We start from the raw sequence: 26,771 nt of genomic DNA on the forward strand, positions 1-26,771 counted from the left end.
CCGATTCATTCCAGTCGTTTCATCGCATCCGCATTTGACTTTTGCTAGATTACTAGCATACTAACCCTATGACCGACGAAGAAGTGAAGCAATTCAACGTGTACCTGCCGGTCGGCCTGATCCGGCAGGTCAAGCATCGCGCGATCGAAACGGAGCAATCGCTGTCCGCGCTGGTGGCCGACGCGTTGCGCGCGTACCTGGCCGCGCCGCCGCCCGGCGCGGAATCGTCCAACAAGGAGAAGTGACATGTCATCCGAGCGAATCGAAGCCGTGTACCTGACGACGCATAACTGGGGCAAGTCGGCGAAGTTCTTTCAGGCGCTAGGCTTCACGCTGGAATTCGAAACCGATCACCAGTCGGGGCAGTTGCGCAGCGGCGACGGTCCGTTCCTGTTCATCGCCGAAGTGCCGCCCAGCGAAAAGCCCGACATGCAGGTCGTGATCAAGGTCGCCGACGAGCAGGCGCTGCAGCCACAGTCGATCGTCGACGTCGTCGCGCCGTTCGAGGATACGCACTGGGGGACGCGCGACATGACCGTGCGCGATCCGGACGGCCGGGTGTGGCGCCTGCAGGCGCCGGGCAAGCAGCACGCGTGAGATCGACATGACGGTTATCCGCGAAGACGACGCGCCCGACAGCACGGCCGCGCGCGTCGCGCTGTGGCGTGCGCTGCACGTCGAACTCGATGGCCCGCCGCATGTGCTCACAGACGCAATCGGGTTGCAATTGCTCGCGCCGGCGCCCGGCTGGCAGCAGCGCGGCGACATGGATCCGCAGTTCACGCGGCCGTTTCGCGCGTCGATCGTCGCGCGGGCGCGCTTCATCGAGGATCTTGTTATCGAGCAGGCCGCGCGCGGGGTAAGCCAGTACGTGATCCTCGGCGCGGGGCTCGACAGCTTCGTGCAGCGCCGGCCGGACATGGCGTCGCGCGTGACCGTGTTCGAAGTCGACCCGCCGGCGCCGCAGCGCTGGAAGCAGCGCCGCCTGGCCGAGCTCGGCTTCGGCGTGCCCGACTGGCTGCGTTTCGTGCCGGTCGATTTCGAGGCAAGGCAGTCGTGGCGCGACGCGCTCGTCGGCGCGGGCTTCGATGCGGGCCGGCCGGCGGTCGTGGTGTCCACCGGCGTCAGCATGTACCTGACGCGCGAAGCGAATGCGGCCGCGTTGCGCGAAGTCGCGTCGCTCGCGCCAGGTTCGACGTTCGCGATGACGTTCCTGTGGCCGCTGGAGAATGCGGATCCGGACGTGCGCCCGGGGCTGGAAATGGCCGCGAAGGGCGCGCGCGCGAGCGGCACGCCGTTCATCAGCTTCTTCGTGCCGGACGAGATCCAGGCGCTTGCCCTGGAGGCCGGCTTCGCGCAGGCCGAACACGTGTCGGCCGCCGAGCTGACGCGTCGTTATTTCGCCGATCGCACGGACGGCCTGCGGCCGCCGAACCGCGCGGAAGAATTACTCGTCGCGACAGTCTGACCCGTCGCCTTCGTCATGCGCGTCACGTGCGTCACGCGCGTTCGAGCACGGCCATTTCCCGCACGACCACGAGCAGCACCGCGAGGCTCGCGCCGCCGGATGCGCGCAGGTCCGCGAGCAGGTGCTCGTAGCGCGCGAGCGCGGCCTCGCGGCGCACGCGCCACGCGCCGACGATCGTGTCCGGCGTGGTCGAATCCGGCGATTCCGCGAGCGCGCTCGTCGCGAGCGTGCGCTTGAGCCGCGCAATTTCCGCGAGCGCGGCGGCGCGCGCGAGCATGTCCCAGTGCGTCGGCGTCGGCAGGTTCGCCGCGCGTTCGCCGATCCATCCGTAATTGAGCAGCATGCCGAGCGAGAAATAGACGCCCGCGACGAGTTCGAGACTGCGGTTGCAGGTCGCCGCCACTTCGGCGATGTCGAGCAGCGCGGCCGAGATGTCGCCGCTCGCGACACGTACCGCGAGCGCGCTGTCGACCCCGGCGTCGACGAGCACGCGCTGCCGCTCGGACAGCGCTTCCAGATCGTCGGCCGGCAGCAGCGACGGCAGTTGCGGCGCGATGCGCTGCACCGCGTCGCGGCAGCGCGCGATCAATCCGGCGACACCGCCGTCGGCCACCGCGCCGGACTGCAGATGCCGCAGGAACCACAGCGCCGCGCGCTCCAGCAGCCGCGCGACGTCGACGAACATGCGCGCCTGCACGTCGTCGGCGACGCGGTTGTCGAGCGCGTCGATATCGCGCCACACCGCATCGAGGTCGAACACGTCGCGCGCCATGATGCACGCGCGCACGATGTCGCCGGGCTTCGCGTCGGTTTCCTCCATCAGCCGGTGCACGAATGCGCAGCCGACGCGGTTCACGAGCGCGTTGGTGAGGTGCGTCGCGAGAATCTCGCGGCGCAGCGGATGGCGGCGCATCGGCTCGCTGAAGCGCTGTTGCAGCGGCTTCGGGAAGTAGTCGACGAGCATCGCGGCCACCAGCGGATCCTCCGGCACGTCGGATTCGAGCAGCGCGTCGTAGAGCCACATCTTGCTGTACGCGAGCAGGACCGCGCGTTCCGGCGACGTGAGGCCGAGCTTCGCGGCCTGCCGCTCGGCGACTTCGTCGTCGGTCGGCAGGAATTCGATCACGCGGTTCAGGCGGCCCGCGCGCTCGAGCCAGCGCATCAGGCGCGCCTCGGCGTCTAGCAATTCGACCGCATAGCGGCCGGCGATCGACAGCGCCTGCGTCTGGTAGTAGTTGTCGCGCAGCACGAGCAGCCCGACTTCGTCGGTCATCTCGGCGAGCAGCGCGTTGCGCTGCTTCTCGGTCATCTCGCCGTCGGACACGACGAGCCCGAGCAGGATCTTGATGTTGACTTCGTGATCCGAACAATCGACGCCGGCCGAGTTGTCGATCGCATCGGTGTTGATCCGGCCGCCGCGCTGCGCGAACTCGATGCGGCCGAACTGCGTGCAGCCGAGATTGCCGCCTTCGCCGACGACCTTGCAGCGCAGGTCCGCGCCGTTCACGCGCACCGCGTCGTTCGCGCGGTCGCCGACCTGCGCATGGGTTTCGCGCGCGGCCTTCACGTAGGTGCCGATGCCGCCGTTGTACAGCAGGTCGACCGGCGCCTGCAGGATCGCGCGGATCAGCTCGGTCGGCGGCAGCGCGTGCGCGTCGATGCCGAGCGCGGCCTGCACGGCAGGGGACAGCGGGATCGTCTTCGCGGTGCGCGGATACACGCCGCCGCCGGGCGAGATCACCGACGTATCGTAGTCGGCCCAGCTCGAGCGTTCGAGCGCGAACATGCGCTGGCGCTCCGCGAAGCTCGTTGCCGGGTCGGGGTTCGGGTCGAGGAACACGTGCCGGTGATCGAACGCGGCGACGAGCCGGATATGCGGCGACAGCAGCATCCCGTTGCCGAACACGTCGCCGGACATGTCGCCGACGCCGACCACGGTGAAGTCGGTCGCCTGCGTGTCGATGCCCATCTCGCGGAAGTGCCGCTTCACCGATTCCCACGCGCCGCGCGCGGTGATCGCCATCTTCTTGTGGTCGTAGCCGACCGAGCCGCCGGACGCGAACGCGTCGTCGAGCCAGAAACCGTATTCGTGCGAGATCGCGTTCGCATAGTCGGAGAAGGTGGCCGTCCCCTTGTCGGCGGCGACGACGAGATACGGATCGTCGGGGTCGTGGCGCACCACGTCGCGCGGCGGCACGATCGCGTTGCCGGCGAGGTTGTCGGTGAGGTCGAGCAGCCCGCGCAGGAACGTCTGATAGCACGCGATGCCTTCGCGCATCCACGCTTCGCGATCGCTCGGCGGCGGCGGGTTCTTCACGACGAAGCCGCCTTTCGAGCCGACCGGCACGATCACGACGTTCTTCACCATCTGCGCCTTCATCAGCCCGAGCACCTCGGTGCGAAAATCCTCGCGTCGATCCGACCAGCGCAGGCCGCCGCGCGCGACGCGCCCGCCGCGCAGATGCACGCCTTCGACGCGCGGCGAATACACCCAGATCTCGAACATCGGTTTCGGTTCGGGCAGGCCGGGCACCTTCGCCGGGTTGAACTTGAACGACAGGTACGGCTTCGGCTCGCCGTTCGCATCGGCGAGGAAGTAGTTCGTGCGTTCGGTCGCGTTGATCACGCCGAGGAATTGACGCAGGATGCGGTCCTCGTCGAGGTTCGGCACCTGGTCGAGCGCGCCTTCGATCGCCTTCAGCAGCCGTTCGGCCTGCACGTCGCGCGTGTCGCCGATGCGCGGGTCGAAGCGCAGCAGGAACAGCTCGACGAGTTGCCGCGCGATCGCCGGATTGCCGGTCAGCGCGCGTTCGATATACGCGTCGCTGAAGGTCGAGCCGACCTGTCGCAGATATTTCGCATATGCGCGCAGGATCGTGACCTCGCGCGCGCTCAGGTGCGCGCGCAGCACGAGGCGGTTGAAGTCGTCGTTCTCGATCCGGCCGCTCCAGATCCGGTCGAACGCATCCTCGAACAGCCCCTTCACGCGCTCGATGTCGAACTCCGTATCGTCGGCGAGTTCCAGGCCGAAGTCGTGTACCCACGCATGCGTGGCATCCTGCGTCTGGATCCGGTACGGCCGCTCCTCGTCGACGCGCACGCCGAGATGTTCGAGCATCGGCAGGCTGCGCGACAGCGCGATCGGGTCGCCCGCGCGATACACCTTGAAGCGGAACGCGCGCGGCTCGGCCTCGATCGGCCGGTACAGGTTCATCGCGAGCTGGCCCGAATCCTTCACGCGCTCGATCAGCTCGATGTCGCGCACGGCCGTGCGCGCCGGATAGTCGTCGCGATAGCCGGCCGGGAACGACTCCGCATAGCGCTGCAGCAGACGGTTGCCTTGTTCTTCGCCGAATGCGTCGAGCAGCGCGTCGGCGAGATCGTCCTGCCAGCGGCGCGTGACCTGCACGAGCCGCGTTTCGAGTTCGCGTGTGTCGACGTCGGGCATCGTGCCCGGCTCCGCATGCACGACGAAGTGAATGCGGGCGAGCGCCGATTCCGACAGCAGCGGCGTGAATTCGACGTTCACGCCGTTGTACGCGTCGACCAGCAGCTTCGCGATGCGGCGGCGCAGGTCGGTGTTGTACTTGTCGCGCGGCACGAACACGAGGCACGACACGAAGCGGTCGAACCGGTCGCGCCGCACGAACAGCCGCGTGCGCTGGTGTTCCTGCAGGCGCAGGATGCCGAGCGCGATGTCGTAGAGCTGGTCTTCGTCGGCCTGGAACAGTTCGTCGCGCGGATAGGTTTCGAGCACCGTCACGAGCGATTTGCCGAGATGCCCCTTCGGCAAAAAGCCCGCGCGCCGCACGATGTTCGCGCACTTGCGGCGCACGATCGGAATCTCGGTGTACGAACCGAAATAGGCGGTCGACGTGTAGAGCCCGATGAAGCGGCGTTCGCCGGTGACCTTGCCGTCGGCGCCGACGAGCTTCACGCCGACGTAATCGAGGTAGCCGGGCCGGTGCACCGTCGCGCGCGAATTCGCCTTGGTCACGAAGATCGGCCATTGGCCGGTGATGATGTCGGCGGCGGCCGGCGGCAACGGCGTCACGTCGGCTGCGCCGGACGTGCGCAGCGATTCGCGCAGGATCCCGAGGCCCGAGCCATCGATGCCGCGCAGGCCGAAACCCGTGCCGTCCGACACGAGCGCGTAGTCGCGCTGGCCGAGGAACGTGAAGTGATCGGCGGCCATCCATTCGAGGAACGCGCGCGCCTCGATGTCCTCCGCCGTCGATTCGCGCGCCTTCATCTCCTTGATCGTCGCGCGGGCGATGTCGACGATCTTCGGCCAGTCCTCGACCGACGCGCGTACGTCGCCGAGCACGCGCGCGATGTCCTCGCGCAGCGTGTCGAGCAGCGCGGCGTCGCCGCAGCGGTCGACTTCGAAATGGATGAACGACGCGAGTTGCGAATGGCCGTCGCCGGAGGTCGCGCCGCCCGCGTCGACGCGCTCGATGCCGCCGCCGGCGCCGCGCCAGATGCGGAACACCGGATGCAGCGCCGAATGCAGCGCGAGCCCGAGACGGTTGATGGCCATCGTCACCGAGTCGACCAGGAACGGCATGTCGTCGTTGACGATCTCGATCACCGTGTGGTCGGAATGCCAGCCGTGCTGTTCGAGGATCGGGTTGTACACGCGCAGGCGTTCGCTGCCGGGCACGAATTTCTGGGCGGTCTGCCAGTGCGCCATCGCGGCGCCGTACAGGTCGGCGATGCCGCGGCTCTGCAGATCGTCGGCATCGACGAAATCGTAGTAATGGCGCAGGAAGGGTTCGACGGTCCGGAACGTGGCGTCGGGCAGGCGGGCGCGCGCGAATTCGACGACATCGGCGAGCAGGTGTGCGACGACTTCCTCGTTCTTCGCTTCCATGGCGGTCTCCGTCGGGTGGCCATTGGCTGCTGCGTCTGTCCGGCATTATGCGCCGATTGCGTGACAAAGCGATGTGCGGGCGCACAAGGGCGCAGGGCGGACGGCGCCGACGCGACGCTGCCGTCGGCGCTCAGCGCTCGTCGCTCCACAGCTTGCCGGCGGTTGCCCAGTTCTCTTTCTTCACGTCGGCGAGGATGATGTCGACCGAGCCCGGCGTGCAGCCGAGCGTCTCGCACGTGACGCGCGTGATTGCTTCGACGAATGCGCGCTTCTGCTCCACGGTGCGGCCTTCGAAAAGCTGGATGTTGAAAGTCGGCATGACATAGGCTCCGGTTGGGATTGAACGATTGACGATGAACGATTCGGTCGGGTGCGCAAGCGCAGTCAGTCGCGATACGACGGATCGATCCGGTCGAGCCGGCGCAGCAGCGCCGGCCATTCCAGTTCGCCTTCGACCGCGCCGCCGTCGCGCAACTGTTCGGCGGTGCGCTCCGCGATGGCCGGCGCCGGCAGCACGAGCGGTCCGCCGCCTGCTTGCGCGCGCACCTGGATGTCGCACGCCTTGATCAGCGTATCCATCAGCACGTACGCTTCGGCGACGGTCCGGCCGACCGTCAGCGTGCCGTGGTTGCGCAGCAGCATCGCGGATTTCGCGCCGAGGCTCGCGGTCAGCCGCGCGCCTTCGGCCGGCGAGAACGCGAGCGCTTCGTAGTCGTGGTACGCGAGATCGCCATGAAAGCGCAGCGCGTGCTGCGATGCCGGCAACAGCCCGTCGCGCTGGATCGACACGGCGATGCCGGCCGTATTGTGCAGGTGCATCACGCAGACGGCGTCGGCGCGCGCGGCGTGCACGGCCGCATGCAGCGCGAAGCCGGTCACGTTGACCGCATGCTCGCCGTCGCCGATCCGGTTGCCGGCCACGTCGATCTTCACGAGGTTCGATGCGCGAACCTCGTCGAACGTGAGGCCGAACGGGTTGATCAGGAAGTGGCCGGGTTCGCCGGGCACGGTCGCGGACAAATGCGTGTAGATCAGGTCGTCCCAGCCGTTCAGCGCGACGAGCCGATATGCGGCGGCGAGGTCGACGCGCAGCCTGCGTTCGGCGTCGGAGATCGGGCCGCCGGGCTTCACGGCATCAGGACGGTGTGCGAATGACATCGGGTTCTCCGAGGGTGAGGCGGCGCGCGACGGTGATGGTCACCCACGTCGCGAGCGCGAACGGTGCCGTGAACACGGGGAAGCCCGCGCGCATCGCGAGCCACTGGATCAGCGCGGCGAGTGCGGCGGCCGCGAACGCCGCACGCGGCCCGCGCGCCATCAGTGCGAGCGCGGCGAGCGCGCCGTTGAAACCGAGCAGGCCGTCGGCGAACGACGCGTCGCTCGCGCCGAGCGCGACCAGCAGCACGGTCGACACGATCGCGCCGCCCAGCGCGAATGCGGCCGCGCGGCGCGACGCGAGGGCGAGGCCGGCGACGACCAGCGCGCCGGCCCATGCGCCTTGCGCGAAGGTGGTCTGAGCGATGCCCGACAGCAGCGCGTCGGTTGCGCCAGCGAGCGTCGGCACCGGTGCGGCGGTCGCACCGTCCGCATGCTGCACCGCGACAAACGGCAGCCACAGCGCGGTGACGGCCAGGCACGGGCTCGAATACGGGCACTGGCGCCAGCGCGCGAGCGACGTCCGCATCGCGCGTTGCACGAGCGCCGCGCCGATCGCGACCAGCGGCACCAGCGCGACCGCGACGAGTGGACTGGGCGCGAACGATACGGCGATCAGCGCGGCCAGCGCGCCGTTGAAACCGTGCAACCCCTGTTCGACGTCGCGGCGTTCGGCGCCCGTCAGCACGGCCGTCATGCTGGCGGCGGCCGAGCCGACCAGCGCCGCGCAGGCGAGCCGCAGGTCGTTCAGCGCCAGCGCGGCGAGCAGCAGCGCACCGGTGAGCGCATTCGCCTGCAGCACGATCTGCCCGATGCCGCGCAGCAGCATGCGCAGGTCGATCGACGGCGAGGCGGGACGGGCGGTAGGCATGATGGCGGCGGGATGGGATGAGCCGCGAGCATAGGACACAATCCGGTGCACCGAAATAGGGAATCCTGGATAGTCAGGATTTGGGGCTGGGTTGCCGAGGGGGTGATCCATGCGCGTTGGCTTCACGGCTCCAGCGACCGGGCTACCGTACGAGTGGCCGGACCTGGCCGACGAACACGACTGATGCGAGTTGGACTCGATCGACGGCGGCATTCCGGATAGCGACGATTTATGTGACGATGCCCCGACGCGGGATACCAAGGAGGTGGAACGATGCGCGAACTACGTTGGTCGTCGCTCGAAGGCGACGGGGTCGAACATCTGACGTTCGACCGGAGCGGCGGCGCGATCGTCGTCGAAAGCGCCGTGGTCGGTCAGCGGTACGGCCGTGCGTACGGGCTCGCGTACCGGGTCGAGTGCGATCCGCAGTGGCGGGTGAAGTACGCGGTGCTCAAGGTGATGGGCGGCGGCACGCTCGAACTGCACGGCGACGGAGCCGGGCACTGGCGCGACGGTTCAGGGCGGGAGCTGCACGAGCTGGATGGCTGCATCGACATCGACATCGCCGCGACGCCGTTCACGAATTCGCTGCCGATCGGCCGCCTGGGGCTCGCGCGCGGAGAGCGGCGACCGATCGACGTCGCGTACATCTCGACGCCGGATCTGAAGGTCACGCCGGTCAAGCAGGCGTACGCGTGCATCGAACCCGGCCGCCGCTATCGCTACGAAGGCATCTTCCGGAATTTCACCGCGGAGATGGACATCGACGACGACGGGCTCGTGATCGACTACGAAACGCTGTTCAAGCGCCTGCCGCCGCTGCGCTGAACCGCGGCTTCCGTTCGCGCGGCCGGTGCGGTCGCCGATGCCTCGGCGACCGCGGGTCTTTCATGCGCGGCCGCGAACCGGTCGATCCGCGACGCGATCAGGTCCGGATGGCGCAGCACGATCCAGTGCGTGCCGTCGATTTCCTCGCGCACGTGCTCGCCGAGCCAGCGGTCGAGGTCGACCGACATCTCGGGCGTCACGTAGCGGTCGCGCACCGGCACGAGGATCTGCACCGGCGCCTGTGCGTACCGCTCACGCGGCTTGCGGGCCCGTGCAAGGAAGTTCGCACGGTACATCTGCATCCCGTTCAGCGCGTTCTTCAGTTGCACGGGATCGCGCTCGGCGCGCACGCGTTCGGTGAGCTGCAGCCAGTGCGGCCACAGCGCGGCGCCGCCGAGCCGCCACACCAGGGACGGCACGACCGGCAGATGGAAGAACGCGATGTACCAGGATTTCAGGCTCTGCCTGAGCCGCATCTTCGCGCGGAACACGTGATCGAGGCACGGGCCGGAGATCGACGTGTACGACGCGATGCGGCCGCGGAACGCGGGGTCGGTCACGGCCTCCCAGCACTGGATCGAGCCCCAGTCGTGGCCGACCAGGTGGAACGGCCGGCCGCCGCAGGTCGCGTCGGCCACCGCCTTCAGGTCGCCGGCGAGCCGCTCCAGCGTGTAGTCGGCGCGGCGGCGCGGCGCATCGGATGCACCGGCGCCGCGTACGTCGTACGCGATCACGCGGTAGCGCTTCGCGAGCCGCGCGCGGATCGGCGCCCACACGGCCGCCGAGTCCGGGTAGCCATGCACGAGGATCAGCGGCGGCGCGCGACGCGACCCGCTGACGTAGACGGCGAGTTTCACGTCGCCGGACCGGACGGTCAGCATCTCGTGAGCGCGTGCCATCGCGTCATGCCTGCGCAACCGAATGCAGCGGCACGCGGCGCGGGGCGGCTTGCGCCGCATAGCGCGCGTTGGTCGCGTCGATGTTCTCGAGCAGCGTGTCGAGTTCCTGCAGGTACTGATGGTTGTCGTGATCCCACGGGTGGAAGCCCGGGCGGAAGTAGTCGAGCCATTCGCGCGCGATGCTCGGGAACACGCCGGTCCTCGGGCTGTACAGATACTTCACGAGGCGCCACATGCCGCCGAACCGGCCATGCTTGCGACGGTGCGACAGCATCAGCCGCACGTGGAAGTCGAACACGATCGTCCAGAACATCATGGTCGTCAGCAGCATCGTGCCGGTGCGCAGCAGGTAGCTGCCGAGGCCCGGCTTCATCACGACGTTCCATACGTCGTACGACACCGCCTTGTGCTCGGTTTCCTCCATCGCGTGCCACATCCACATCTGCTGGTAGCCTTCGACCGAGCCGTCGATCCGGTGCTCGTGGCCCGACAGCAACTGGTTCGCGAGGATCGCCGTGTAGTGTTCGAGCGCGATCGTGATCGCCAGCTGCATCGAATGCGGCAGCGTCTTCTTGAAGAAGCCGAGGATCGTCCACAACCGCTTGTCGAGCTTGTGCGCGGGCAGCCCGGACGCCTGCAGCAGGTCGTTGTATTCGATGTGCTCGCGCGTGTGCATCGCTTCCTGCCCGATGAAGCCGATCACCTGCTTCTTCAGCTCGGGATCCTCGATCCGGTCGCGGTAGTTGCGCACCGAATCCATGAAGAAGCGTTCGCCGGCCGGGAACAGCAGCGACAGCGCATTCATGAAGTGCGTGACCGGCACGCCCTGCACATGCCAGTCCTTCGCGCGTTCGGGTGGCAGCGCGAAACGGATGTCGCGCCGTACGGGCATCATGTTCGGTGTCGTCATGATTGTTCTCCCTGATTGCCTGCATTGTTGTAGGTGGCATGCACCGGTGCCGGCGTGCCGCGTGCGGCACGGCGGGCCTTCGCGGCCTCGCGGCGCGTCGCGAGCACGACGAGCGCCTGGTACGCGGCCGGCAGGATGCGCGCCATCCAGTCCGCGCCCTTCGCGTCGCGGCCGATCAGCACGCGGCGCTTGTTCTTGCGCACGCCGGCGAGGATCGTGCGTGCGGCGTCGTCGGCGGTCGTGATGAAGAACTTCTCGAAGCTGTCCTTGCCTTGCTGTTCGCTCTCGACGATGAAGCCGACCATGTTCTTCGCGACGCGGCTCGACTGCGCGATGTTCGTGCGGATGCCGCCCGGATGCACGCAGGTGGCCGACACGCCGCACTTCATCATGTCGAGTTCCTGGCGCAGCGATTCGGTGAAGCCGCGCACCGCGAACTTGGTCGCGTTGTAGCCGCTCATGCCCGGCTGCGCGAAGATCCCGAAGATGCTCGACGTGTTGATCACGTGGCCGTCGCCCGATGCCTTCAGGTGCGGCAGGAACGCTTTCGTGCCGTGCACGACGCCCCAGAAGTTGATGTTCACGATCCACTCGAGATCGCTGTAGTCCATTCCTTCGATCGTGCTCGACAGCGCGACGCCCGCGTTGTTGAAGATCAGGTTGACCTTGCCGTGCACCTTCGCGGTGTCGTCGGCCCACGCGAACATCGCGTCGCGATCGCCGACGTCGAGCACGCGCGTCGACACGCGCACGTTCGGCGCGATCGCACGGACGATCCGTTCGGTTTCGGCGAGGCCGACGCCGTTCTTGTCGGCGAGCGACACGTGGCAGCCGGCCTGCGCGAGCTGGATCGAAAGCGCGCGGCCCATGCCCGAGCCGGCACCCGTGATCGCGGCGACCTTGTTGGTGAAATCTCTCATGTCGATGGCTCCTTGTCTGGCTCAGGCCGCTTCGGCGGACGTGGAAGCGGAAGCGGCCGGCGCGGCGGCGGGCCGCGCGGTCGTGTCGTGCGGCGCGCGATACGCGTGGTAATCGGCGATCGAGAACTGCGCCGTGGCCTGGCGGAAGCGCCACGTGAAGCCTGGCCACAGTGTCGTGTTCTTGCCGGTGCGCGGGTCGAGGTACCAGCTCTTGCAGCCGCCCGTCGACCAGATCGCCTTCTTGAGCTTGCCCTGCAGGTCGTCGTTGTACTGCGCCTCGACGAGCGGGCGCACCTCGATCGCCTCCGCGCGCTCGCGGCGCATTGCCTGCAGCGCGCCGAGGATGTATTCGATCTGCGACTCGATCATGAACACCATCGAATTGTGGCCGAGGCCCGTGTTCGGGCCGACGATCATGAAGAAGTTCGGGTAGCCGGGCAGCGTCGTGCCGAGGTAGGCGTGCGCGCCGTCGCGCCACGCATCGACGATGTCGAGACCGCCGCGGCCGATGATCGCGCCGCGCGGATACGGGTCGGCCACCTGGAAGCCGGTGCCGTAGATCAGGCAGTCGACTTCATGGCGCTTGCCGTCGGTCGTCACGACCGCGTCGGCTTCGATGCGATCGATGCCGGTCGTGATCACGTCGACGTTCTTGCGCGACAGCGCGGGGTAGTAGTCGTTCGAGATCAGCACGCGCTTGCAGCCGAGCGTGTAGTTCGGCGTGACGGTCTTGCGCAGTTCCGGATCGGGAATCTGCTTGCGGATGTGGCGCAGCGCGAGCTTCTGCACGTTCTTCATCAGCGACGGATGGATCGCGAAGCCGAGCACGCGCGATTCGAGCATCCAGTAGATGCCGCTGCGCACGATCTTCTGCGTGAACGGCAGCGTGCGGAACAACCATTTCTCGACACCGGTCAGGTTGCGGTCGGGCTTCGGCATGATCCACGGCGGCGTGCGCTGGAACAGCGCGAGCGTCTTCACGCGCGGGGCGATCTGCGGCACGAACTGGATCGCGCTCGCGCCGGTGCCGATCACCGCGACGCGCTTGCCTTCGAGCGGGTAGTCGTGATCCCACTGCTGCGAATGGAACGCGCGGCCCTTGAAGGTTTCCACGCCGGGAATCGCCGGCAGCGCGGCGCGCGACAGCCCGCCCATTCCGGACACCAGCACGCGCGCCGACAGCCGCTTGCCGTTCGCGAACGTGAGGCGCCAGCGTTGCGCGGCATCGTCGTACTCGGCGCGCTGCAGCTCGTGGTTCAGCCGCAGGTGCGGGCCGACGCCGAAGCGCTGCACGCAGTCTTCCAGATACGCGCGGATCTCCGGCTGCGGCGCGAACATGCGCGTCCAGCGCGGGTTCGGCGCGAACGAGAAGGAATAGACGTGCGATTGCACGTCGCATGCACACCCGGGGTAATGATTGTCGCGCCACGTGCCGCCGACCGACGCCGCCTTCTCGAGGACGACGAAGTCGGTCACGCCGGTTTGTTTCAGGCGGATCGCCATCCCGAGGCCGGCGAAGCCGGTGCCGATGATGGCGATGTCGATGGTTTCGTCCAGGCCGTCATGGCCGGGCGGACCGAAAGGCAACGTGCGAGCATTCATCCGGGTGTCTCCGATCTGGCTCATTTTTTAATGTTACATTGGTTAATGTAACGATAGTGGGTGAACCCGAAAACCGCAAGAGGCTAGAGGCGACGCTCTAAGGGCCGAAAGCCAGGCGGGGAAAGGCCGCGCGGGGTTTGGAACGGCCCTGTTTCCGCAATGCGGAATGCGCGGAAAGGGCCGTCGGCAGGGCGAGAGGAAGAAAAGGCGGGACCGCGGGCGAGCGGTGGCCTGTTTGAAACGGTATCAGGGTCGGACCGGGTGGCCGACTGCCTCATGGAAAACCCCCGCCACGATCGTGACCTGCGCGAGCGCATAGAGGCCCCAGATCGGGTCGTCGATGCCTGGAAAACCGCCGAGGAACCGGCCGACGCCGATCAGTGTGTCGGAGCCGACGAAGATCAGGCTGCCGATCGCGACCAGCGGGCCGTGCGTGCGTGCGGCGAGCGCGAAACTCGCCATCGCGCACAGCACGAGCATATAGGCAGCGACCGGCGCCAGCAGCGCGCCGAGGTGCGGGAAGAACGCCACGTACAACGCCGGCGCGGCGATCCACAGCCCGACGAGCGCAACGATGCGCCAGCCATGCGGCCGCGCGCGCCACCGGAAGAAGATCGCGCAGTAACACAGGTGCGTGAGCAGGAACGCGCCGAGGCCGAACACGAACGACGGCGGCCACTCGGGCAGTGCGAGCAGCACGTCGCCGAGCACGGCGGTCGCGAGCGCCGCGCACAGCCACGCGCGTTCGCGCGGCGCGCCGCAGGTGCTGCCTGCCGCGAGCAGCAGGATGCCCATCACGGCTTTCGCGGCGGCCTGGCCCGGATAGGGCGCGGCGGCGAGCGACAGGCCGTACAGCAGCGCCGCGGCGATGGCGAGCGGCCAGAGCCGGCGGTAGGTGGCGGGAAGCGTGGCGATCAAGGCGGGTGTCTCCGGTTTGTGGTTGTCTGCGGTGGACGGCGCGCCGTCGACAGCGCGGCTGCCGGCCATTATCCGGAAGGACGGGCGTGCGAAAACCGGCGAATCCTTCTAGGAAACGACGGCGACCGGCGGCGACGCCGCTACCGGACTTTTTTCGCGCGTTGCCCCGGCTGAACCGGGACAACGGTTCCGATTCGGCTTGCTACGATCGCCGCGGTATTGCCGTTGTCGATGTCCCGCCTCGCTCCGCGACCGGATGCGCGAGCCGGTACATGCCCGATGAATCCCGCCGTGCCTGGCCCGCGCACTCAGTCGAAGCGGGGCGGCGCGGTCACCACGAAAACAGGTCCGACCATGACCGAACTTCTCCACGGCGACGGCGCGATCCGTCGCACTACACCGTACGGTTCCTCGATCGAAAACACCTATGCGGGCGTGCTGTCGTTCATGCGCCGCAATTACTCGCGCACACTCGACGGCGTCGACGTCGCGATCTCCGGCGTGCCGCTCGATCTCGCGACGACCTATCGCTCCGGGGCGCGGCTCGGGCCGGCCGCGATTCGCGCGGCGAGCGTGCAGCTCGCGGAGCTCAATCCGTATCCGTGGGGCTTCGATCCGTTCGACGATCTCGCGGCCATCGATTACGGCGACTGCTGGTTCGACGCGCACAACCCGCTGTCGATCAAGCCGGCGATCGTCGAGCATGCGCGCACGATCCTGCGCTCCGGCGCGAAGATGCTGACGCTCGGCGGCGACCACTACATCACTTATCCGCTGCTGGTCGCGCACGCGGAGCGCTACGGCAAGCCGCTGTCGCTGATCCATTTCGACGCGCACTGCGATACGTGGGCCGACGACGATCCGGACAGCCTCAATCACGGGACGATGTTCTACAAGGCGGTGAAGGAAGGGCTGATCGATCCCGCGACGTCGGTGCAGGTCGGCATCCGCACGTGGAACGACGACTTTCTCGGGATCGAGCGGCTCGATGCCGCGTGGGTGCATGACCATGGCTCGCGAGCGGCGGTGGAGCGGATCGTCGAGATCGTCGGCGCGCGGCCTGCGTATCTGACGTTCGATATCGATTGCCTGGATCCGGCGTTCGCGCCGGGGACGGGGACGCCGGTCGCGGGCGGATTGTCGTCGGCGCAGGCGCTGGCGATCGTGCGGGCGCTCGGGGCGGTGAATCTGATCGGGGCGGATGTGGTGGAGGTGGCGCCCGCGTACGATCACGCGGACATCACGGCGATCGCGGCCGCGCATGTGGCTTGCGATCTGCTGTGCCTGTGGCGGCAGAAGAAGGTGGCGGAAGCGTTGCGTTGAGCGCGTGCCGCGCGGGACGCGAAAGCGGCCGGCGGGGCGTCGCGCCCGGCCGGCCTGCTGATGGATGAGGCCGCGAGCGTTACTTCGCCGCCAGTGCACTCGCCACGTTTTTGTCGACCCATGCGTTCTCGGCCACGCTCAGCTTCCGCGGAATCAGCTTCGCCGCGTAGAACGCATCGGCAACACCTTGCTGCGCGGCGACGATGCGTTCGTCGATCGGCACCGCACCGAACGGCACCCGCTTGATCCACGTCTCGACGAGCGCCTCGGGCAACCCGACCTTCGGTGCAAGCAGCGCGGCCGTGTCGGCCGGATGCCCGTTGACCCACTGGCCCGTTTCGCGCGCCTGTTTCAGGATCGCGCCGACCACGTCGGGATGCTGTTGCGCGAAACGCCGCGTTGCCTCGTAGAAGTTGTTGGTCGCCGCGAGCCCCGTGTAGTCGGATAGCGTGCGCACCTTCAGCGCGTTCTGCGCGGCCGCGTAGTACGGATCCCACACGGCCCACGCATCGACATTGCCGCTTTCGAACGCGGCGCGCGCGTCGGCCGGCGCGAGATACACCGGATGAATTTCGTCATAGCGCACGCCGGCTTTCTTCAACGCCTCGAGCAGCAGGTAGTTCGCGCTCGAGCCTTTCTGCAGCGCGACCTTTTTGCCGCGCAGGCCGGCCACCGTCCGGATCGGCGAATCGCCCTTCACGAACACGGCTTCGTCATGCGGCGCCGGCGGTTCCGCGCCGACATAGACGAACTGCACGCCGGCCGCCTGCGCGAACACGGGCGGCGGCGCGCCGGTGTAGCCGAAGTCGATGCTGTTCGCGTTCAGCGCTTCGAGCAGTTGCGGGCCGGCCGGGAACTCGAACCATTGAACGTCATAGCCGAGCGGCTTGAGTCGCGCTTCGAGCGCGCCCTGCGCCTTGATGATCGACAGCAGGCCGGCCTTTTGATAGCCGATGCGCACGATCCTGTCGGCGCCGCCTTGCGCGAATGCCGACGCGGCGGACAGGGCGACGAGCGAGACGGCGGCGGCGCGGGTGATCCAGCGGGTGAAACGAATCATCGAATGAACTCCATGCGAGACCTCTTCGGGGAGCGGCCGGCGCCGCTCGGTTGGAAGAATCGTCGCATGGGCGATAGCGGCCGCAAACGAAGCATTGCCGATATGGATATGACGGCGGCGGCCCTATGCTTTGGCATCGTGGCCTGCCGGGGCGGACGACTGGGTCGTGCCGGACTGCGGTGAAGGAGGTGAACGGGCGCGCCATGCAAAAAAACCGACGGGCACGTTGCCCGCCGGTTTTTTATGACCGTCTGCGGATATCGACAGCAGCGCAACCTTTAACCGCGCGTATCGACCCAGTTGCGCGCCCAGCGTGCCGAATGCGCGAGCGCCTGCGCTTCGCTCGGGAAGTAGTCGAGCGAGTAGAACTGGTAGCGGCCTTCGTCGCGCGTGCTATCGGCGCGTTCGAGCAGCAGGTTGGATGAAAAACTTCCGTCGGGCAGGCGATGCGCCGAGGGTTGGACGGCATAGCCGTTGTACTGTTGAATTCGTTGGTTGTGCATTTTAATTTTAATGATGATCGAGTGCGCGCGTGCCGTGCGAAATGCGCACGGGTACGCTGATTCAACGCCATTGCGAGCGGAATCTGACGCAGTCGGAAAGCGAAAATAAGGCGTTGCGGCCGGAGGGGGGATGAAGTGCAACGAGACGTGTAGCGCGTGGCAAGCTGCTGAATAAACAGATGCAGCTGAAGCCGATCGCGCCAACTTTAGGAGACGAAGCTCCGTGGGGATGTCGCTGCGACCCGGCGTCCGTCGACGGACGCCGGGCCCTTCAAACTTTACAGCGGCTTGATGTTGGCCGCTTGCAGACCCTTCGGGCCCTGCTTCGTTTCGAAGCTCACTTTTTGGTTTTCAGCCAGCGTCTTGAAGCCGTCGGCACGAATTTCGGAGAAGTGAGCGAAGAGGTCGTCGCCGCCGTTGTCCGGCGTGATGAAACCAAAGCCTTTGCTGTCGTTGAACCACTTGACGATACCGGTATCCATGAAGATTCCTTGAGAAAAAAATAGAGATTTGCTCTGTTGAAGAGCGCGTGAAGCGTCAAGGAGGGAGAGGACAACGAATACCGCTTGGGAGGAGCGAGCAATTGATGAACAGCAATCGGACTTCTTGGACTTCGGTGCATACACTAACCGTCGGGCGGGCTTGCGTCAACGAATAACTTGTAACTGTGTCGCGACGAGGGGGCCGTGGGCGGAGCGATGCGGGGTCGTCTGGCTGGAATGCGCGCCGAGCGGCGCTTCTGGCCATTCACCGGTAATGGCCTGCGACCTTGCCGCGAACCGGATCCGCGCGCGTCGTGGCGACAATCCAACGCATGCACGACGGCCGCGCGCCTATGCGTTGTCGCCGTCGCGTTGCGTGTCGCTCGTACCGGACTGCCGCGCCGCTTCGGCTTCGTCGTTGAGCTTCTTGTCGAGGATCGTCGCGACCCGGCCGCCGAGATACGCGCCGGCCGCGGTTTCGAGCGCGCGGTTCGTCTCGCCTTCGACGAACACGGCCGCGAGCGGGCGCAGCCGCCAGATCGCGTCGACGAGTTCGGGCACGTCGGTGGCCGGCGGCAGCGTGCCGGCGTCGTAGCGGTCCAGCCGCTTCACGACGAGATCGACGAGCAGCCGCGCGATCGCGTCGAAATGCGGCCGCGCGAGGCTGATCACGTCGAGCAGCTCGCGCGGCGGAATCCCTTCCTTCGTCATTGCGGCCGCCGCCTCGAGCAGCGCGGGGCTTTTCGCGACGAACGACAGACCGCGCCGTTCGAGCAGCCCGAGTTCGGTCACGCGCGACAGTTGCGTGGTCGCCTGCGGGCCGAACATCTGCGCGAGTTGGGCGAGCGAATAGGTTTTCGGCAGCTCGTGCGACCAGCGGCCGCCGATCGCGTTTTCGAGGCCGAGGATCGAGCGCAAGTCGTGGCCTTCGTCGATCGCCTTGATCAGGTCCTGGATGTTCGACAGCGTGTAGCCGCGCGCGAGCAGATGGTTGATCAGCTTCAGGCGTGCGACGTGCGTGTCGTCGTAGATGCCCACGCGCCCGCGTTTCTCCGGCGGCGCGAGCAGCCCGCGATCCTGATAGGCGCGGACGTTGCGCACGGTGGTGTCGGACACGCGCGCGAGTTCGTCGACCGTGTACTCGTTGCGGGAATCCGGCGCGGCCTCGTCGGGCGTGGAAGAAGTCTGTTTTGACATGCGGCCATTTTAGCGCGCCGCGGCAGGCTCGGGCGAGGCGGGGCGCGTGTTCGCGCCGGCGCCGAGCGGGCGCTGCATCAGCGCCGTGTCGATCCAGCGGCCGTGCTTGAAACCGACCGCCTTCAGCAGGCCGGCCGGTTCGAAGCCAAATGCGCGATGCAGCGACGTCGAGCCGCCGGTGCCGCCGTCGGCGATCACCGCGATCATCTGCCGCCACGGGCCGCCTTCGCAGCGCGCGATCAGCGCCTCCAGCAGCGCGCGGCCGATTCCGCGCCCGCGCTGCGCCTCGTCGATGTAGATCGAATCCTCGATCGTGAAGCGGTACGCGCTACGCGTGCGGTACGGCGTCGCGTACGCGTAGCCGGCCACGCGAGCGTCGCATTCGGCGACGAGATACGGGAGCCCGTGGTTCAGCACCGCGTCGCGGCGTGCGCGCAGCTCGGCGGCGTCGGGCGGCGTTTCCTCGAACGACGCGACGCTGTGGCGAACATGGTGCGCATAGATCGCGTGGATCGCATCGAGGTCGGCGTCGGTCGCGTCGCGCACGACGCAGGCGGGAGCTGTGGACATGGCGGCAGGGCGGACGAAGTGAAGGCATTACTATGCCGGCCGCCGCGGCGCGTGGCAAAGCCCGTTTGCGTTTCGGCGGCTTTACAGCCGTCCGTCCGCTGCATGAACCGCATCGGCGATCGCGTCGGCCACGCGCTGCACGCGCGGCGACCGGCGCACGTCCGGGTGAACGACGAGCCAGATCTCGCGCTCGATGTCGCAGCGCGGCGCGTTCGTGAGTTCGACGAGCGGTGCGCCGGCGTGCGCGGCCGGATCGTCGAGGAGAAACCGCGGCAGCAGCGCGACACCGGCCCCGGCTGCGCAGGCGCGGTGCTGCGCGGCCAGGTCGTTGGCGATGAACGCAAAACGGCGCCCGGCCGCGAAGCGTTCGAGCCATTGCTGCTGCGGCGTTTGCGCGAGTGCATCGTCGTAGCCGACGAACGGCCAGCTGTCGGGCGGCACGTCCGTCCATTCCGGTGCCGCGCACAGCGCGAAGCGCATCGTGCCGAGCCGGCGCGCGGCGAGCCCCGGCTCGCTCGGCCGCGACAGTCGCACCGCGAGATCGGCTTCGCGCGCATACAGGTTCGCCGCGTGCATCTCGCCGATCAGGTCGATCCGCAGCGCCGGCCATGCGCGCTGCGCCCGGGCCAGGCGCGGCGCGAGGAAATGGCTGGCGAACACCGGCGACGCCGATACGCGCACCACGCCGTCAAGCGCGGCCGCGCCCTGCGCCGCCCGTGCGAACGCATGCGCGTCGGCTTCGAGGCGCGCGGCGTGCTCGGCGAGGTGCAGCCCTTCGTCGGTCGGCGGCCAGCCGCGCGGCAGCCGGTCGAATAGCCGGATCCCGAGCGCCGACTCGAGCGCGTCGATGCGCCGCGCGACCGTCGAATGCTGGACCTGCAGCGCCCGGGCCGCGGCCGACAGGCTGCCGGCGCGCATCACCGCAAGGAAGTAGCGGACATCGTCCCAGCTCATCTGCAGCGCGCGCGCGGCGGGAGAATCGTGATCGGTCGAATTTTGCACAATAGATGGGCGTTCAGCGTGAATTCCGTTCGATTATGCACGATGGGATGATCGTCTCACTTCATTCGATAGAGAGGAACGTCATGACCCAAACTGCCAACGCCATCCGGATCGGAATCGACCGTTACGGCGACGCCGACGTGCTGCGTCGCGTCGATGTGCCCGTCGCGCCGCCCGGCGCCGGCGAAGTGCGGATTCGCCAGACCGCGATCGGCGTGAATTTCGTCGACATCTATTTCAGGACGGGCGCGCACGCGTTGCCCGCGCTGCCGGCCGCGCTCGGCGTCGAGGCGGCCGGCGTGATCGACGCGGTCGGGCCGGGCGTAACGGCGCTCGTGCCCGGCCAGCGCGTCGCATATGCCGGCATGCCGACCGGCAGCTATGCGAGCCTGCGCACGATGCCGGCCGAGCGCGTGCTGCCGATTCCCGACGGGCTGAGCGACGAAGCCGCCGCCGCCGGGCTGCTGAAGGGGATCACCGTCTACATGCTGCTGCATCGCGTCCGGCAGGTCGGCGCCGGCGATACGGTGCTCGTGCATGCGGCGGCCGGCGGCGTGGGGCTGCTCGCGACGCAGTGGGCGCGTGCGCTCGGCGCGCGGGTGATCGGCACGGTCGGATCGGCCGCGAAAGCCGCGCTCGTGCGCACGCACGGCGCCGAAGCGGTGGTCGATTATCGCGAGGAAGATTTCGTCGCGGCCGCGCGTGCGTTCGGCGGCGGTGCAGGCGTCGACTATGCGATCGACGGAATCGGTGGCGACGTGCTGGCCCGCACGCTCGGAGCGATCCGTCCGTTCGGCATGGTTGCGAGCATCGGGCAGGTGGCGGCGATCGGCGCGCGGCAGACGTTCGATCTCGACGAACTCGGGCCGGCCCGTTCGATCGCGCTTTCACGACCGAGCGTGCTCGGCTTCATCGCGCGCGACGTCGGTGCATATCGGGACGCCGCGCGTGCGACGCTCGACCGGCTCGCGGGCGGGATGCACGTCGAGATCGGCGCGCGGCTGCCGCTCGAACAGGCGGCCGATGCGCACCGGTTGCTGGAGTCGCGCGCGACGACGGGCGGGGTTGTGCTGCTGGCGTGACGGCGGGTGCGGGCGGGGCGCGTCGCGCTCCGCCTGCCGCTTCAGTGATGCTTGCGCAGCGGCGCATCCTCGACGAACCACGCGAGCACGAACGCGATCGCGATGATCGCCGCAGCCGCCAGATACACGACGTGCAGCGAGCCGGCGAACGCGTGCAGGTACGCGTCGCGCATGGCATCCGGCAACTGATGCACGGCGGCCGGGCCGAGTGCGGGCGGCAGCTCGGTGCCGGCCGGCAGCGCATGCGTCATCCGCGATTGCAGCCCGTGCGAAAACAGCGCGCCGAACCCGGCGACGCCGAGCGAGCCGCCGATCGAGCGGAACAGCGTCGCGCCCGACGTCGCCACGCCCATATGCCGGAATTCGACGGTGTTCTGCACGGCGAGCGTCAGCACGGGCATCACCATCCCGAGCCCGATTCCGAGCAGCGCCATGTACGCGTACATCGTGTGTAGCGGCGTATCGAGCGTCAGCGTCGACAGCAGCGCCATCGCGACGCCGCCGAGCAGCGTCCCCGCGATCGGAAACGGCCGGTACGAGCCGAGCCGCGAGATCAGCCGCCCGCTGACGATCGACGTCCCGAGCATCCCGCCCATCATCGGCAGTAGCTGCATGCCGGCCTGCGACGGCGTCGAGCCCTTCACGACCTGCAGGTAGAGCGGGATGAACGTGACCGAGCCGAACAGCGCGACGCCGACCACGAAGCCGATCAGGCTGACCAGCACGAAGGTGCGATGACGGAACAGGTCGAGCGGCATGATCGGCTCGGCCGCGACGCGTTCTTCGTAAATGAAACCGCCGATCGCGACGAGGCCGAGCACGAGCGTCATCCACAGCTGCGGCGACGTCCACGGCAGCAGCGAGCCGCCTTCGCTCGTGAACAGGATCACGCAGGTGAGGGCGGTCGCGAGGAACGCGGCGCCCATGTAGTCGATCCGGTGCTTCACGTGCGCGGTGTGCGGCCGGAACGCCATGCCGATCACCGCGAGCGCGAGCAGGCCGAGCGGCAGGTTGATCGTGAAGATCCAGCGCCATGAAAGATGCTCGACCAGGAAGCCGCCGAGCAGCGGGCCGACGATCGTCGCGAGGCCGTAGACGCCGCCGAACATCCCCTGGTAGCGCGCCCGGCGATCGGGCGGCACCAGATCGCCGATGGCGGCCATCGTGACGACCATCAGGCCGCCGCCGCCGAGCCCTTGCAGCGCGCGCAGCACGATCAGTTGCGTCATGTCTTGCGCGACGCCGCACAGCGCGGAGCCGGCGAGGAACAGCACGATCGCGGCCTGCAGCACGATCTTGCGGCCGTACAGGTCGCCGAGCTTGCCGTACAGCGGCAGCACGACGGTGGACGACAGCAGATACGCGGTGACGACCCACGACAACTGGTCGAGCCCGCCGAGTTCGCCGACGATCGTCGGCAGCGCGGTCGACACGATCGTCTGGTCGAGCGCGGACAGCAGCATGACGAGCAGCAGCGCGGCGACGATCAACCCGGTCGGCGCGTCGCGTCGGGCCGCTTCGGCGGCGGGCGGGGTAAGAAAGGTGTCCGTTGTCATCGAGATATCTGCCATGGCAGGGAATTGGATCGAAATATAGTCATGGATGGTTGACTAGTCAATTTCTGCCCAGCCTCGATATGTTGCAGTCGTAACAGGAGATTGCCCGCCTGAAAAATTGACCACGATCAGCCGCAATGCAGGGACGGACTCAAGTTTTTTGCAGGCAAACCGTAATACAGAGGGCCGCGGACCGATTGCCGCGGCATTTTTCATCGCTCACGTGCCGTCATGAACCTGAACGCCCTGTTTTCCCGTTTCTCGATCCGTACGCGGATTTTCTCCACGCTCGGCCTCGTCGCCGCGCTGCTCGTCGTGTCGGGGCTGATCGGCCTCGCGGGCATGCAGAGCTCGAACCGCGCGCTCGACGAGGCCTATACGCAGCAATTGGCCGCGAAGACCGCGCTGTCCGCGGCGAGCCTGAACCTGACGATCGTGCGCACGACGCTCGACCGGGCGCTGCTCCATCCGGAAGCGCCGGAAGTGCCCGATCTCGTGAAGAAGGCCGAGGGCTATCTCGCGAAGGCGGACACGGCGTGGCGCAACTACGCGACGATGCCGCACGACGGCGACGAAGGCCCGCTCGCGAGCCGCCTCGATGCCGCGCGCCAGGCGCTGATCGGACAGGCGCTGAAGCCGCTGATCGATGCGATCCGCGAAGGGCGGCGCGACGAAGCCGACCGGTTGCTGATGACCGTCGCACCGCCGCTGTCGGTCGCGCTCACGCAGGCGACCGACGCGCTCGATGCGTACCAGGCGGCGCGCGGCAAGGACGTGTACGACACCGCGCAGACCTATTACGGCTGGATGCGCATGGGCGCGATCGCGGGCATCGCATTCGGCCTGGCCGCGTGCCTCGGTTGTGCGATCGGCTTGCATTTCGCGATCACGCAGCCGGTGAATCGCCTGTTGTCGCATTTCCGCCGGCTGTCGGACGGGGATCTCACGTCGGAAGTGTATTGGTCGTCGCGCGACGAGATGGCCGAACTGGTCAAGGGCGTGACCGGCATGCAGCGCAGCCTCGCGGATACGGTGCGTCAGGTGAGCCAGGGTTCCGAGGCGATCTCGACGGCGACGCACCAGATCGCGGCGGGCAACACCGATCTGTCGCAGCGCACCGAGGAACAGGCATCGGCGCTGCAGGAGACGGCCGCGAGCATGGAGCAGCTCACGGCAACCGTGAAGCAGAACGCCGACCACGCGCTCGAGGCGCAGGCGTGCGCGGACAGCGCGAGCGAGATCGCGACGCGCGGCGCGACGGTCGTCGGCGAGGTGATCGGCACGATGAACGAGATCGACCGGAGCTCGCAGAAGGTCGCCGACATTATCGGCACGATCGAAGGCATCGCGTTCCAGACCAACATCCTCGCGCTGAACGCGGCGGTCGAGGCCGCGCGCGCGGGCGAGCAGGGCCGCGGCTTCGCGGTGGTCGCGGGCGAGGTGCGCACGCTGGCACAACGCTCGGCGTCCGCCGCGAAGGAAATTCGCACGCTGATCGGCGAATCGGTCGAGCGTGTCGCGACGGGCTCGCGGCTCGTCGGTACGGCCGGCGCGACGATGCAGGATATCCAGCAGGCGATCGGGCGCGTGACGGGCATCATGACGGAGATCGCGGCCGCATCGAGCGAGCAGCGCGACGGAATCGAGCAGGTGAACCGCGCGGTGTCGCAGATGGATCAGGTGTCGCAGCAGAACGCGGCGCTCGTCGAGCAGGCGGCCGCGGCGGCCGCGTCGCTGGAGGAGCAGGCGGATGGGCTGCGTCGCGCGGTGGGGGCGTTTCGGGTGGGTTGAGCGTGACGGGGTGAGTTGCCGCGGATCTGTGCGGACAGGCGCCCGCCCGCCGCATCAACCCGCCGCGTCCGCGAGTTGCGCGGCCGCGCGCGACGACGCGACGATCAGCAGCTTCATCGTCGCGCGCGTCGCGCCGACGAACAGCTTGCGCGCGGCACGCGCGTCGAGCGTGTCGAAGTCGACTTCGGTGAGGATCACGCACGGCGCCGACTGGCCCTTGAAGCGGTAGATCGAATCGAGCAGCACGTCGCCTTCGCGATATTCAGGGTTGCCGAACAGATCGTACTTGCCGGTGAAGCGCTTGATCCGGTGGGGGCCGAGCTGGTCGAGCGGCGCGAGCACCGAGCCTTCGCGGCCGCGGTACGACAGCACCGCGATGTCCTGCTTGCGGAAGCCGAGCGACAGCGCGTGCGTGATCGCGCGTTTGGTCGCGTCGATGCAGGCTTGCGCCAGTGCGTCGTCCGGCGCGCCGTCTTCCCCGTATGCGGACACCGACGGTTCGGAGCCGTCGAACGGGCTGCCCGAGCGCAGTTCGGCCGCGAGCGGCTCGACGCGGCCGACGACGTCGCGCACGAAGTCGAGCAGGTCGCGCGGGCTGCGGTAATTCGTGAGCGCCTTCAGCGTGACCCAGCCGGGCAGCGCGACCGGTTCGCGCATGTACAGGTTCTGCAGCGGATCTTCCAGCCACCACCATGCGGCGTCCGGCGTGAGCAGGCGTTCCAGCGCGGCCGCCCACGGCCCATGGAAATCCTGCCCTTCGTCGACGATCAGCACGTCGAAGCGCCAGCGGTCGGGAATCGGCGCTTGCGCGAAGCGCGCCTCGAGCCGTTCGAATTCGCCGGGCACCTGGAAGTCGGGCGTATAGCCGCCGTCGCGCGCGACCCAGTCGCACAGCTGGTGGTAATTCGCGATCTTCGCGCCGGGCGGCGCGATGCGCGCGATGTAGTCGGCGAGCGGCCGGTTGAAGCATACGTAGAGCACGCGCCGGCCGGCCGCGACGGCGTCGCGCATCACCTGCACCGCGAGCTGTGTCTTGCCCGACCCTGCGGTGCCGGTGACGCGCAGCCGGAACGGCGTGAAGTCGAGCTGGCGCGCCCATGCGGCGAGCCCGCCCGATAACCGCGTGACGAGCGTGCCGGCCTGCCCGACGAGCGCGCTCGTGTCGGGCGTGAGCGCGAGTTCGTCCGCGAGGAAATGGTGGAGCTTCGGCGCGTTGGGAAAGTGTTCGTCGTCCTCGGGCAGGATCCGCAGGATCACTTGCGCGAGCTGTGCCTTGCGCGACGCATCGACGATGCGGTCGGGCGCGACGCCGGCGATCGACGCGTCGCGGATCGAGTAGTCGGGGCAGTACAGCAGCGCCTCGACGCCGTAGACGCCCGCGCCGAGCGCCGCCGTCAGCCGCCGGTGCAGCGTTTCCTGCGTGCGCGCGAGCTGGATCGGGACATTGCGCTCCTTCTGCAGGTAGACCTTCACGAGCCCTTTCGGGGTTTCGCGCAGGAAGCCGGCCTTCTGCTCGATCAGCAGCACGCGGCCGGCGGGGCTCACGACGACGAACGCGGCTTCGCCGAACACCGAGAACGCCTGGTCGGCGCGCGTCCAGTGGACGCCGTGATACACGGTGTAGCTGTCGGGCAGCGCGTGTTCGAGCGAGGCGAGCGTTTCGCGTTCGCGTTCGGCCGCGCCGGTCGCGGCGAGGCTTTTCCAGTCATCGGGGATGAGGCGGGCCATGGAGTCGGGCGGCGGATGCCGGCGTGGGCGTGA

The 26,771-nt window shown here is 68.0% G+C and carries 24 protein-coding genes; 7 read left to right on the forward strand and 17 right to left on the reverse strand.

The features are described from left to right. Positions 1-68 precede the first annotated feature (68 nt). The 3 genes from AC3IFE_RS06295 to AC3IFE_RS06305 are packed head-to-tail and all read left to right on the forward strand — an operon-like array spanning position 69 to position 1,468. Positions 69-245 (forward strand): ribbon-helix-helix protein, CopG family, encoded by a 177-nt coding sequence (locus tag AC3IFE_RS06295; protein ID WP_489189923.1) that lies wholly within the window; start codon positions 69-71, stop codon positions 243-245. Between the two features lies 1 nt (position 246). Next, positions 247-597 (forward strand): VOC family protein, encoded by a 351-nt coding sequence (locus tag AC3IFE_RS06300; RefSeq protein WP_489189924.1) that lies wholly within the window; start codon positions 247-249, stop codon positions 595-597. Between the two features lie 7 nt (positions 598-604). Then, positions 605-1,468 carry a class I SAM-dependent methyltransferase gene (locus tag AC3IFE_RS06305; protein ID WP_489189925.1) on the forward strand — a complete coding sequence of 288 codons (864 nt, stop codon included), beginning with the start codon at positions 605-607 and terminating at the stop codon, positions 1,466-1,468. 31 nt (positions 1,469-1,499) lie between these two features. Here AC3IFE_RS06305 and AC3IFE_RS06310 read toward each other — a convergent pair whose 3' ends face one another. The 4 genes from AC3IFE_RS06310 to AC3IFE_RS06325 form a co-directional block, all read right to left on the reverse strand. Continuing rightward, a complete protein-coding gene (locus tag AC3IFE_RS06310) occupies positions 1,500-6,341 on the reverse strand; it encodes an NAD-glutamate dehydrogenase (protein ID WP_489189926.1) in 4,842 nt (1,613 codons plus the stop codon). A gap of 130 nt (positions 6,342-6,471) precedes the next feature. Beyond that, complete coding sequence (locus AC3IFE_RS06315) at positions 6,472-6,660, reverse strand: 4-oxalocrotonate tautomerase (RefSeq protein ID WP_489189927.1); 189 nt, start codon at positions 6,658-6,660, stop codon at positions 6,472-6,474. Between the two features lie 65 nt (positions 6,661-6,725). After that, positions 6,726-7,499, reverse strand: coding sequence for a class II aldolase/adducin family protein (locus tag AC3IFE_RS06320; RefSeq protein WP_489189928.1), 774 nt, complete (start codon positions 7,497-7,499; stop codon positions 6,726-6,728). Then, positions 7,477-8,367, reverse strand: coding sequence for an urea transporter (locus tag AC3IFE_RS06325; protein WP_089470085.1), 891 nt, complete (start codon positions 8,365-8,367; stop codon positions 7,477-7,479). Before AC3IFE_RS06325 ends, AC3IFE_RS06320 begins: the two co-directional genes overlap by 23 nt. A gap of 273 nt (positions 8,368-8,640) precedes the next feature. Here AC3IFE_RS06325 and AC3IFE_RS06330 point away from each other — a divergent pair, with 273 nt between their 5' ends. Next, on the forward strand, positions 8,641-9,195 hold the full coding sequence (locus AC3IFE_RS06330; protein WP_089470084.1) for a putative glycolipid-binding domain-containing protein: 555 nt from the start codon (positions 8,641-8,643) through the stop codon (positions 9,193-9,195). On the opposite strand, the gene AC3IFE_RS06335 is transcribed toward AC3IFE_RS06330, so the two are convergent. The 5 genes from AC3IFE_RS06335 to AC3IFE_RS06355 form a co-directional block, all read right to left on the reverse strand. Then, complete coding sequence (locus tag AC3IFE_RS06335; RefSeq protein WP_089470083.1) at positions 9,156-10,094, reverse strand: alpha/beta fold hydrolase; 939 nt, start codon at positions 10,092-10,094, stop codon at positions 9,156-9,158. The genes AC3IFE_RS06330 and AC3IFE_RS06335 overlap by 40 nt on opposite strands. A 4-nt stretch (positions 10,095-10,098) precedes the next feature. After that, positions 10,099-11,004, reverse strand: coding sequence for a metal-dependent hydrolase (locus tag AC3IFE_RS06340; protein WP_089470082.1), 906 nt, complete (start codon positions 11,002-11,004; stop codon positions 10,099-10,101). Further along, positions 11,001-11,924, reverse strand: coding sequence for an SDR family NAD(P)-dependent oxidoreductase (locus AC3IFE_RS06345; protein WP_301738411.1), 924 nt, complete (start codon positions 11,922-11,924; stop codon positions 11,001-11,003). Before AC3IFE_RS06345 ends, AC3IFE_RS06340 begins: the two co-directional genes overlap by 4 nt. A 21-nt stretch (positions 11,925-11,945) precedes the next feature. After that, a complete protein-coding gene (locus AC3IFE_RS06350) occupies positions 11,946-13,526 on the reverse strand; it encodes a flavin-containing monooxygenase (RefSeq protein WP_089470080.1) in 1,581 nt (526 codons plus the stop codon). 246 nt (positions 13,527-13,772) lie between these two features. Beyond that, entirely contained in the window at positions 13,773-14,444 is a 672-nt protein-coding gene (locus tag AC3IFE_RS06355) for a lysoplasmalogenase (protein WP_489189929.1), read from the reverse strand. Between the two features lie 354 nt (positions 14,445-14,798). On the opposite strand from AC3IFE_RS06355, the gene speB reads away from it, so the two are divergent. After that, entirely contained in the window at positions 14,799-15,767 is a 969-nt protein-coding gene (gene speB / locus AC3IFE_RS06360) for an agmatinase (protein WP_489189931.1), read from the forward strand. A gap of 79 nt (positions 15,768-15,846) precedes the next feature. On the opposite strand, the gene AC3IFE_RS06365 is transcribed toward speB, so the two are convergent. The 6 genes from AC3IFE_RS06365 to AC3IFE_RS06390 form a co-directional block, all read right to left on the reverse strand. After that, on the reverse strand, positions 15,847-16,827 hold the full coding sequence (locus AC3IFE_RS06365) for a sulfonate ABC transporter substrate-binding protein (RefSeq protein WP_489189932.1): 981 nt from the start codon (positions 16,825-16,827) through the stop codon (positions 15,847-15,849). A gap of 278 nt (positions 16,828-17,105) precedes the next feature. Next, a complete protein-coding gene (locus AC3IFE_RS06370; RefSeq protein ID WP_089470077.1) occupies positions 17,106-17,330 on the reverse strand; it encodes a hypothetical protein in 225 nt (74 codons plus the stop codon). Positions 17,331-17,608: 278 nt separating this feature from the next. Beyond that, the gene (locus AC3IFE_RS06375; RefSeq protein WP_006485974.1) at positions 17,609-17,812 is read right to left on the reverse strand and encodes a cold-shock protein; all 204 of its coding nucleotides are present in this window, start codon (positions 17,810-17,812) and stop codon (positions 17,609-17,611) included. Positions 17,813-18,163: 351 nt separating this feature from the next. Continuing rightward, the gene (locus AC3IFE_RS06380; RefSeq protein ID WP_301738406.1) at positions 18,164-19,009 is read right to left on the reverse strand and encodes a MerR family transcriptional regulator; all 846 of its coding nucleotides are present in this window, start codon (positions 19,007-19,009) and stop codon (positions 18,164-18,166) included. A gap of 9 nt (positions 19,010-19,018) precedes the next feature. Next, entirely contained in the window at positions 19,019-19,579 is a 561-nt protein-coding gene (locus AC3IFE_RS06385; RefSeq protein WP_489189933.1) for a GNAT family N-acetyltransferase, read from the reverse strand. Between the two features lie 81 nt (positions 19,580-19,660). Next, the gene (locus AC3IFE_RS06390) at positions 19,661-20,533 is read right to left on the reverse strand and encodes a LysR family transcriptional regulator (protein ID WP_489189934.1); all 873 of its coding nucleotides are present in this window, start codon (positions 20,531-20,533) and stop codon (positions 19,661-19,663) included. Positions 20,534-20,664: 131 nt separating this feature from the next. On the opposite strand from AC3IFE_RS06390, the gene AC3IFE_RS06395 reads away from it, so the two are divergent. Then, on the forward strand, positions 20,665-21,663 hold the full coding sequence (locus AC3IFE_RS06395) for a quinone oxidoreductase family protein (RefSeq protein ID WP_489189935.1): 999 nt from the start codon (positions 20,665-20,667) through the stop codon (positions 21,661-21,663). A 41-nt stretch (positions 21,664-21,704) separates the two neighbouring features. Here the strand turns inward: AC3IFE_RS06395 and AC3IFE_RS06400 are convergent, their stop codons facing one another. Then, a complete protein-coding gene (locus tag AC3IFE_RS06400) occupies positions 21,705-23,219 on the reverse strand; it encodes an MDR family MFS transporter (RefSeq protein ID WP_489189936.1) in 1,515 nt (504 codons plus the stop codon). Positions 23,220-23,450: 231 nt separating this feature from the next. Between AC3IFE_RS06400 and AC3IFE_RS06405 the strand changes: the two genes are divergently transcribed. Beyond that, entirely contained in the window at positions 23,451-25,010 is a 1,560-nt protein-coding gene (locus AC3IFE_RS06405; protein WP_489189937.1) for a methyl-accepting chemotaxis protein, read from the forward strand. A gap of 54 nt (positions 25,011-25,064) precedes the next feature. Here the strand turns inward: AC3IFE_RS06405 and AC3IFE_RS06410 are convergent, their stop codons facing one another. Beyond that, the gene (locus AC3IFE_RS06410) at positions 25,065-26,738 is read right to left on the reverse strand and encodes an ATP-binding domain-containing protein (protein WP_489189938.1); all 1,674 of its coding nucleotides are present in this window, start codon (positions 26,736-26,738) and stop codon (positions 25,065-25,067) included. Positions 26,739-26,771 lie beyond the last annotated feature (33 nt).

This window comes from Burkholderia sp. APQ4-4ca (genome assembly GCF_057837105.1).

Excerpts from the sequence above, each read along its gene's own strand:
- AC3IFE_RS06405 (WP_489189937.1), top strand. The coding sequence starts at position 23,451 with ATGAACCTGAACGCCCTGTTTTCCCGTTTCTCGATCCGTACGCGGATT.
- speB (WP_489189931.1), top strand. The coding sequence starts at position 14,799 with ATGACCGAACTTCTCCACGGCGACGGCGCGATCCGTCGCACTACACCG.
- AC3IFE_RS06330 (WP_089470084.1), top strand. The coding sequence starts at position 8,641 with ATGCGCGAACTACGTTGGTCGTCGCTCGAAGGCGACGGGGTCGAACAT.
- AC3IFE_RS06350 (WP_089470080.1), bottom strand. The coding sequence starts at position 13,526 with ATGAATGCTCGCACGTTGCCTTTCGGTCCGCCCGGCCATGACGGCCTG.
- AC3IFE_RS06325 (WP_089470085.1), bottom strand. The coding sequence starts at position 8,367 with ATGCCTACCGCCCGTCCCGCCTCGCCGTCGATCGACCTGCGCATGCTG.
- AC3IFE_RS06370 (WP_089470077.1), bottom strand. The coding sequence starts at position 17,330 with ATGCACAACCAACGAATTCAACAGTACAACGGCTATGCCGTCCAACCC.
- AC3IFE_RS06340 (WP_089470082.1), bottom strand. The coding sequence starts at position 11,004 with ATGACGACACCGAACATGATGCCCGTACGGCGCGACATCCGTTTCGCG.
- AC3IFE_RS06380 (WP_301738406.1), bottom strand. The coding sequence starts at position 19,009 with ATGTCAAAACAGACTTCTTCCACGCCCGACGAGGCCGCGCCGGATTCC.
- AC3IFE_RS06365 (WP_489189932.1), bottom strand. The coding sequence starts at position 16,827 with ATGATTCGTTTCACCCGCTGGATCACCCGCGCCGCCGCCGTCTCGCTC.
- AC3IFE_RS06410 (WP_489189938.1), bottom strand. The coding sequence starts at position 26,738 with ATGGCCCGCCTCATCCCCGATGACTGGAAAAGCCTCGCCGCGACCGGC.
- AC3IFE_RS06385 (WP_489189933.1), bottom strand. The coding sequence starts at position 19,579 with ATGTCCACAGCTCCCGCCTGCGTCGTGCGCGACGCGACCGACGCCGAC.
- AC3IFE_RS06310 (WP_489189926.1), bottom strand. The coding sequence starts at position 6,341 with ATGGAAGCGAAGAACGAGGAAGTCGTCGCACACCTGCTCGCCGATGTC.
- AC3IFE_RS06320 (WP_489189928.1), bottom strand. The coding sequence starts at position 7,499 with ATGTCATTCGCACACCGTCCTGATGCCGTGAAGCCCGGCGGCCCGATC.
- AC3IFE_RS06305 (WP_489189925.1), top strand. The coding sequence starts at position 605 with ATGACGGTTATCCGCGAAGACGACGCGCCCGACAGCACGGCCGCGCGC.
- AC3IFE_RS06400 (WP_489189936.1), bottom strand. The coding sequence starts at position 23,219 with ATGACAACGGACACCTTTCTTACCCCGCCCGCCGCCGAAGCGGCCCGA.
- AC3IFE_RS06300 (WP_489189924.1), top strand. The coding sequence starts at position 247 with ATGTCATCCGAGCGAATCGAAGCCGTGTACCTGACGACGCATAACTGG.
- AC3IFE_RS06390 (WP_489189934.1), bottom strand. The coding sequence starts at position 20,533 with ATGAGCTGGGACGATGTCCGCTACTTCCTTGCGGTGATGCGCGCCGGC.
- AC3IFE_RS06315 (WP_489189927.1), bottom strand. The coding sequence starts at position 6,660 with ATGCCGACTTTCAACATCCAGCTTTTCGAAGGCCGCACCGTGGAGCAG.
- AC3IFE_RS06345 (WP_301738411.1), bottom strand. The coding sequence starts at position 11,924 with ATGAGAGATTTCACCAACAAGGTCGCCGCGATCACGGGTGCCGGCTCG.
- AC3IFE_RS06375 (WP_006485974.1), bottom strand. The coding sequence starts at position 17,812 with ATGGATACCGGTATCGTCAAGTGGTTCAACGACAGCAAAGGCTTTGGT.
- AC3IFE_RS06335 (WP_089470083.1), bottom strand. The coding sequence starts at position 10,094 with ATGGCACGCGCTCACGAGATGCTGACCGTCCGGTCCGGCGACGTGAAA.
- AC3IFE_RS06395 (WP_489189935.1), top strand. The coding sequence starts at position 20,665 with ATGACCCAAACTGCCAACGCCATCCGGATCGGAATCGACCGTTACGGC.
- AC3IFE_RS06295 (WP_489189923.1), top strand. The coding sequence starts at position 69 with ATGACCGACGAAGAAGTGAAGCAATTCAACGTGTACCTGCCGGTCGGC.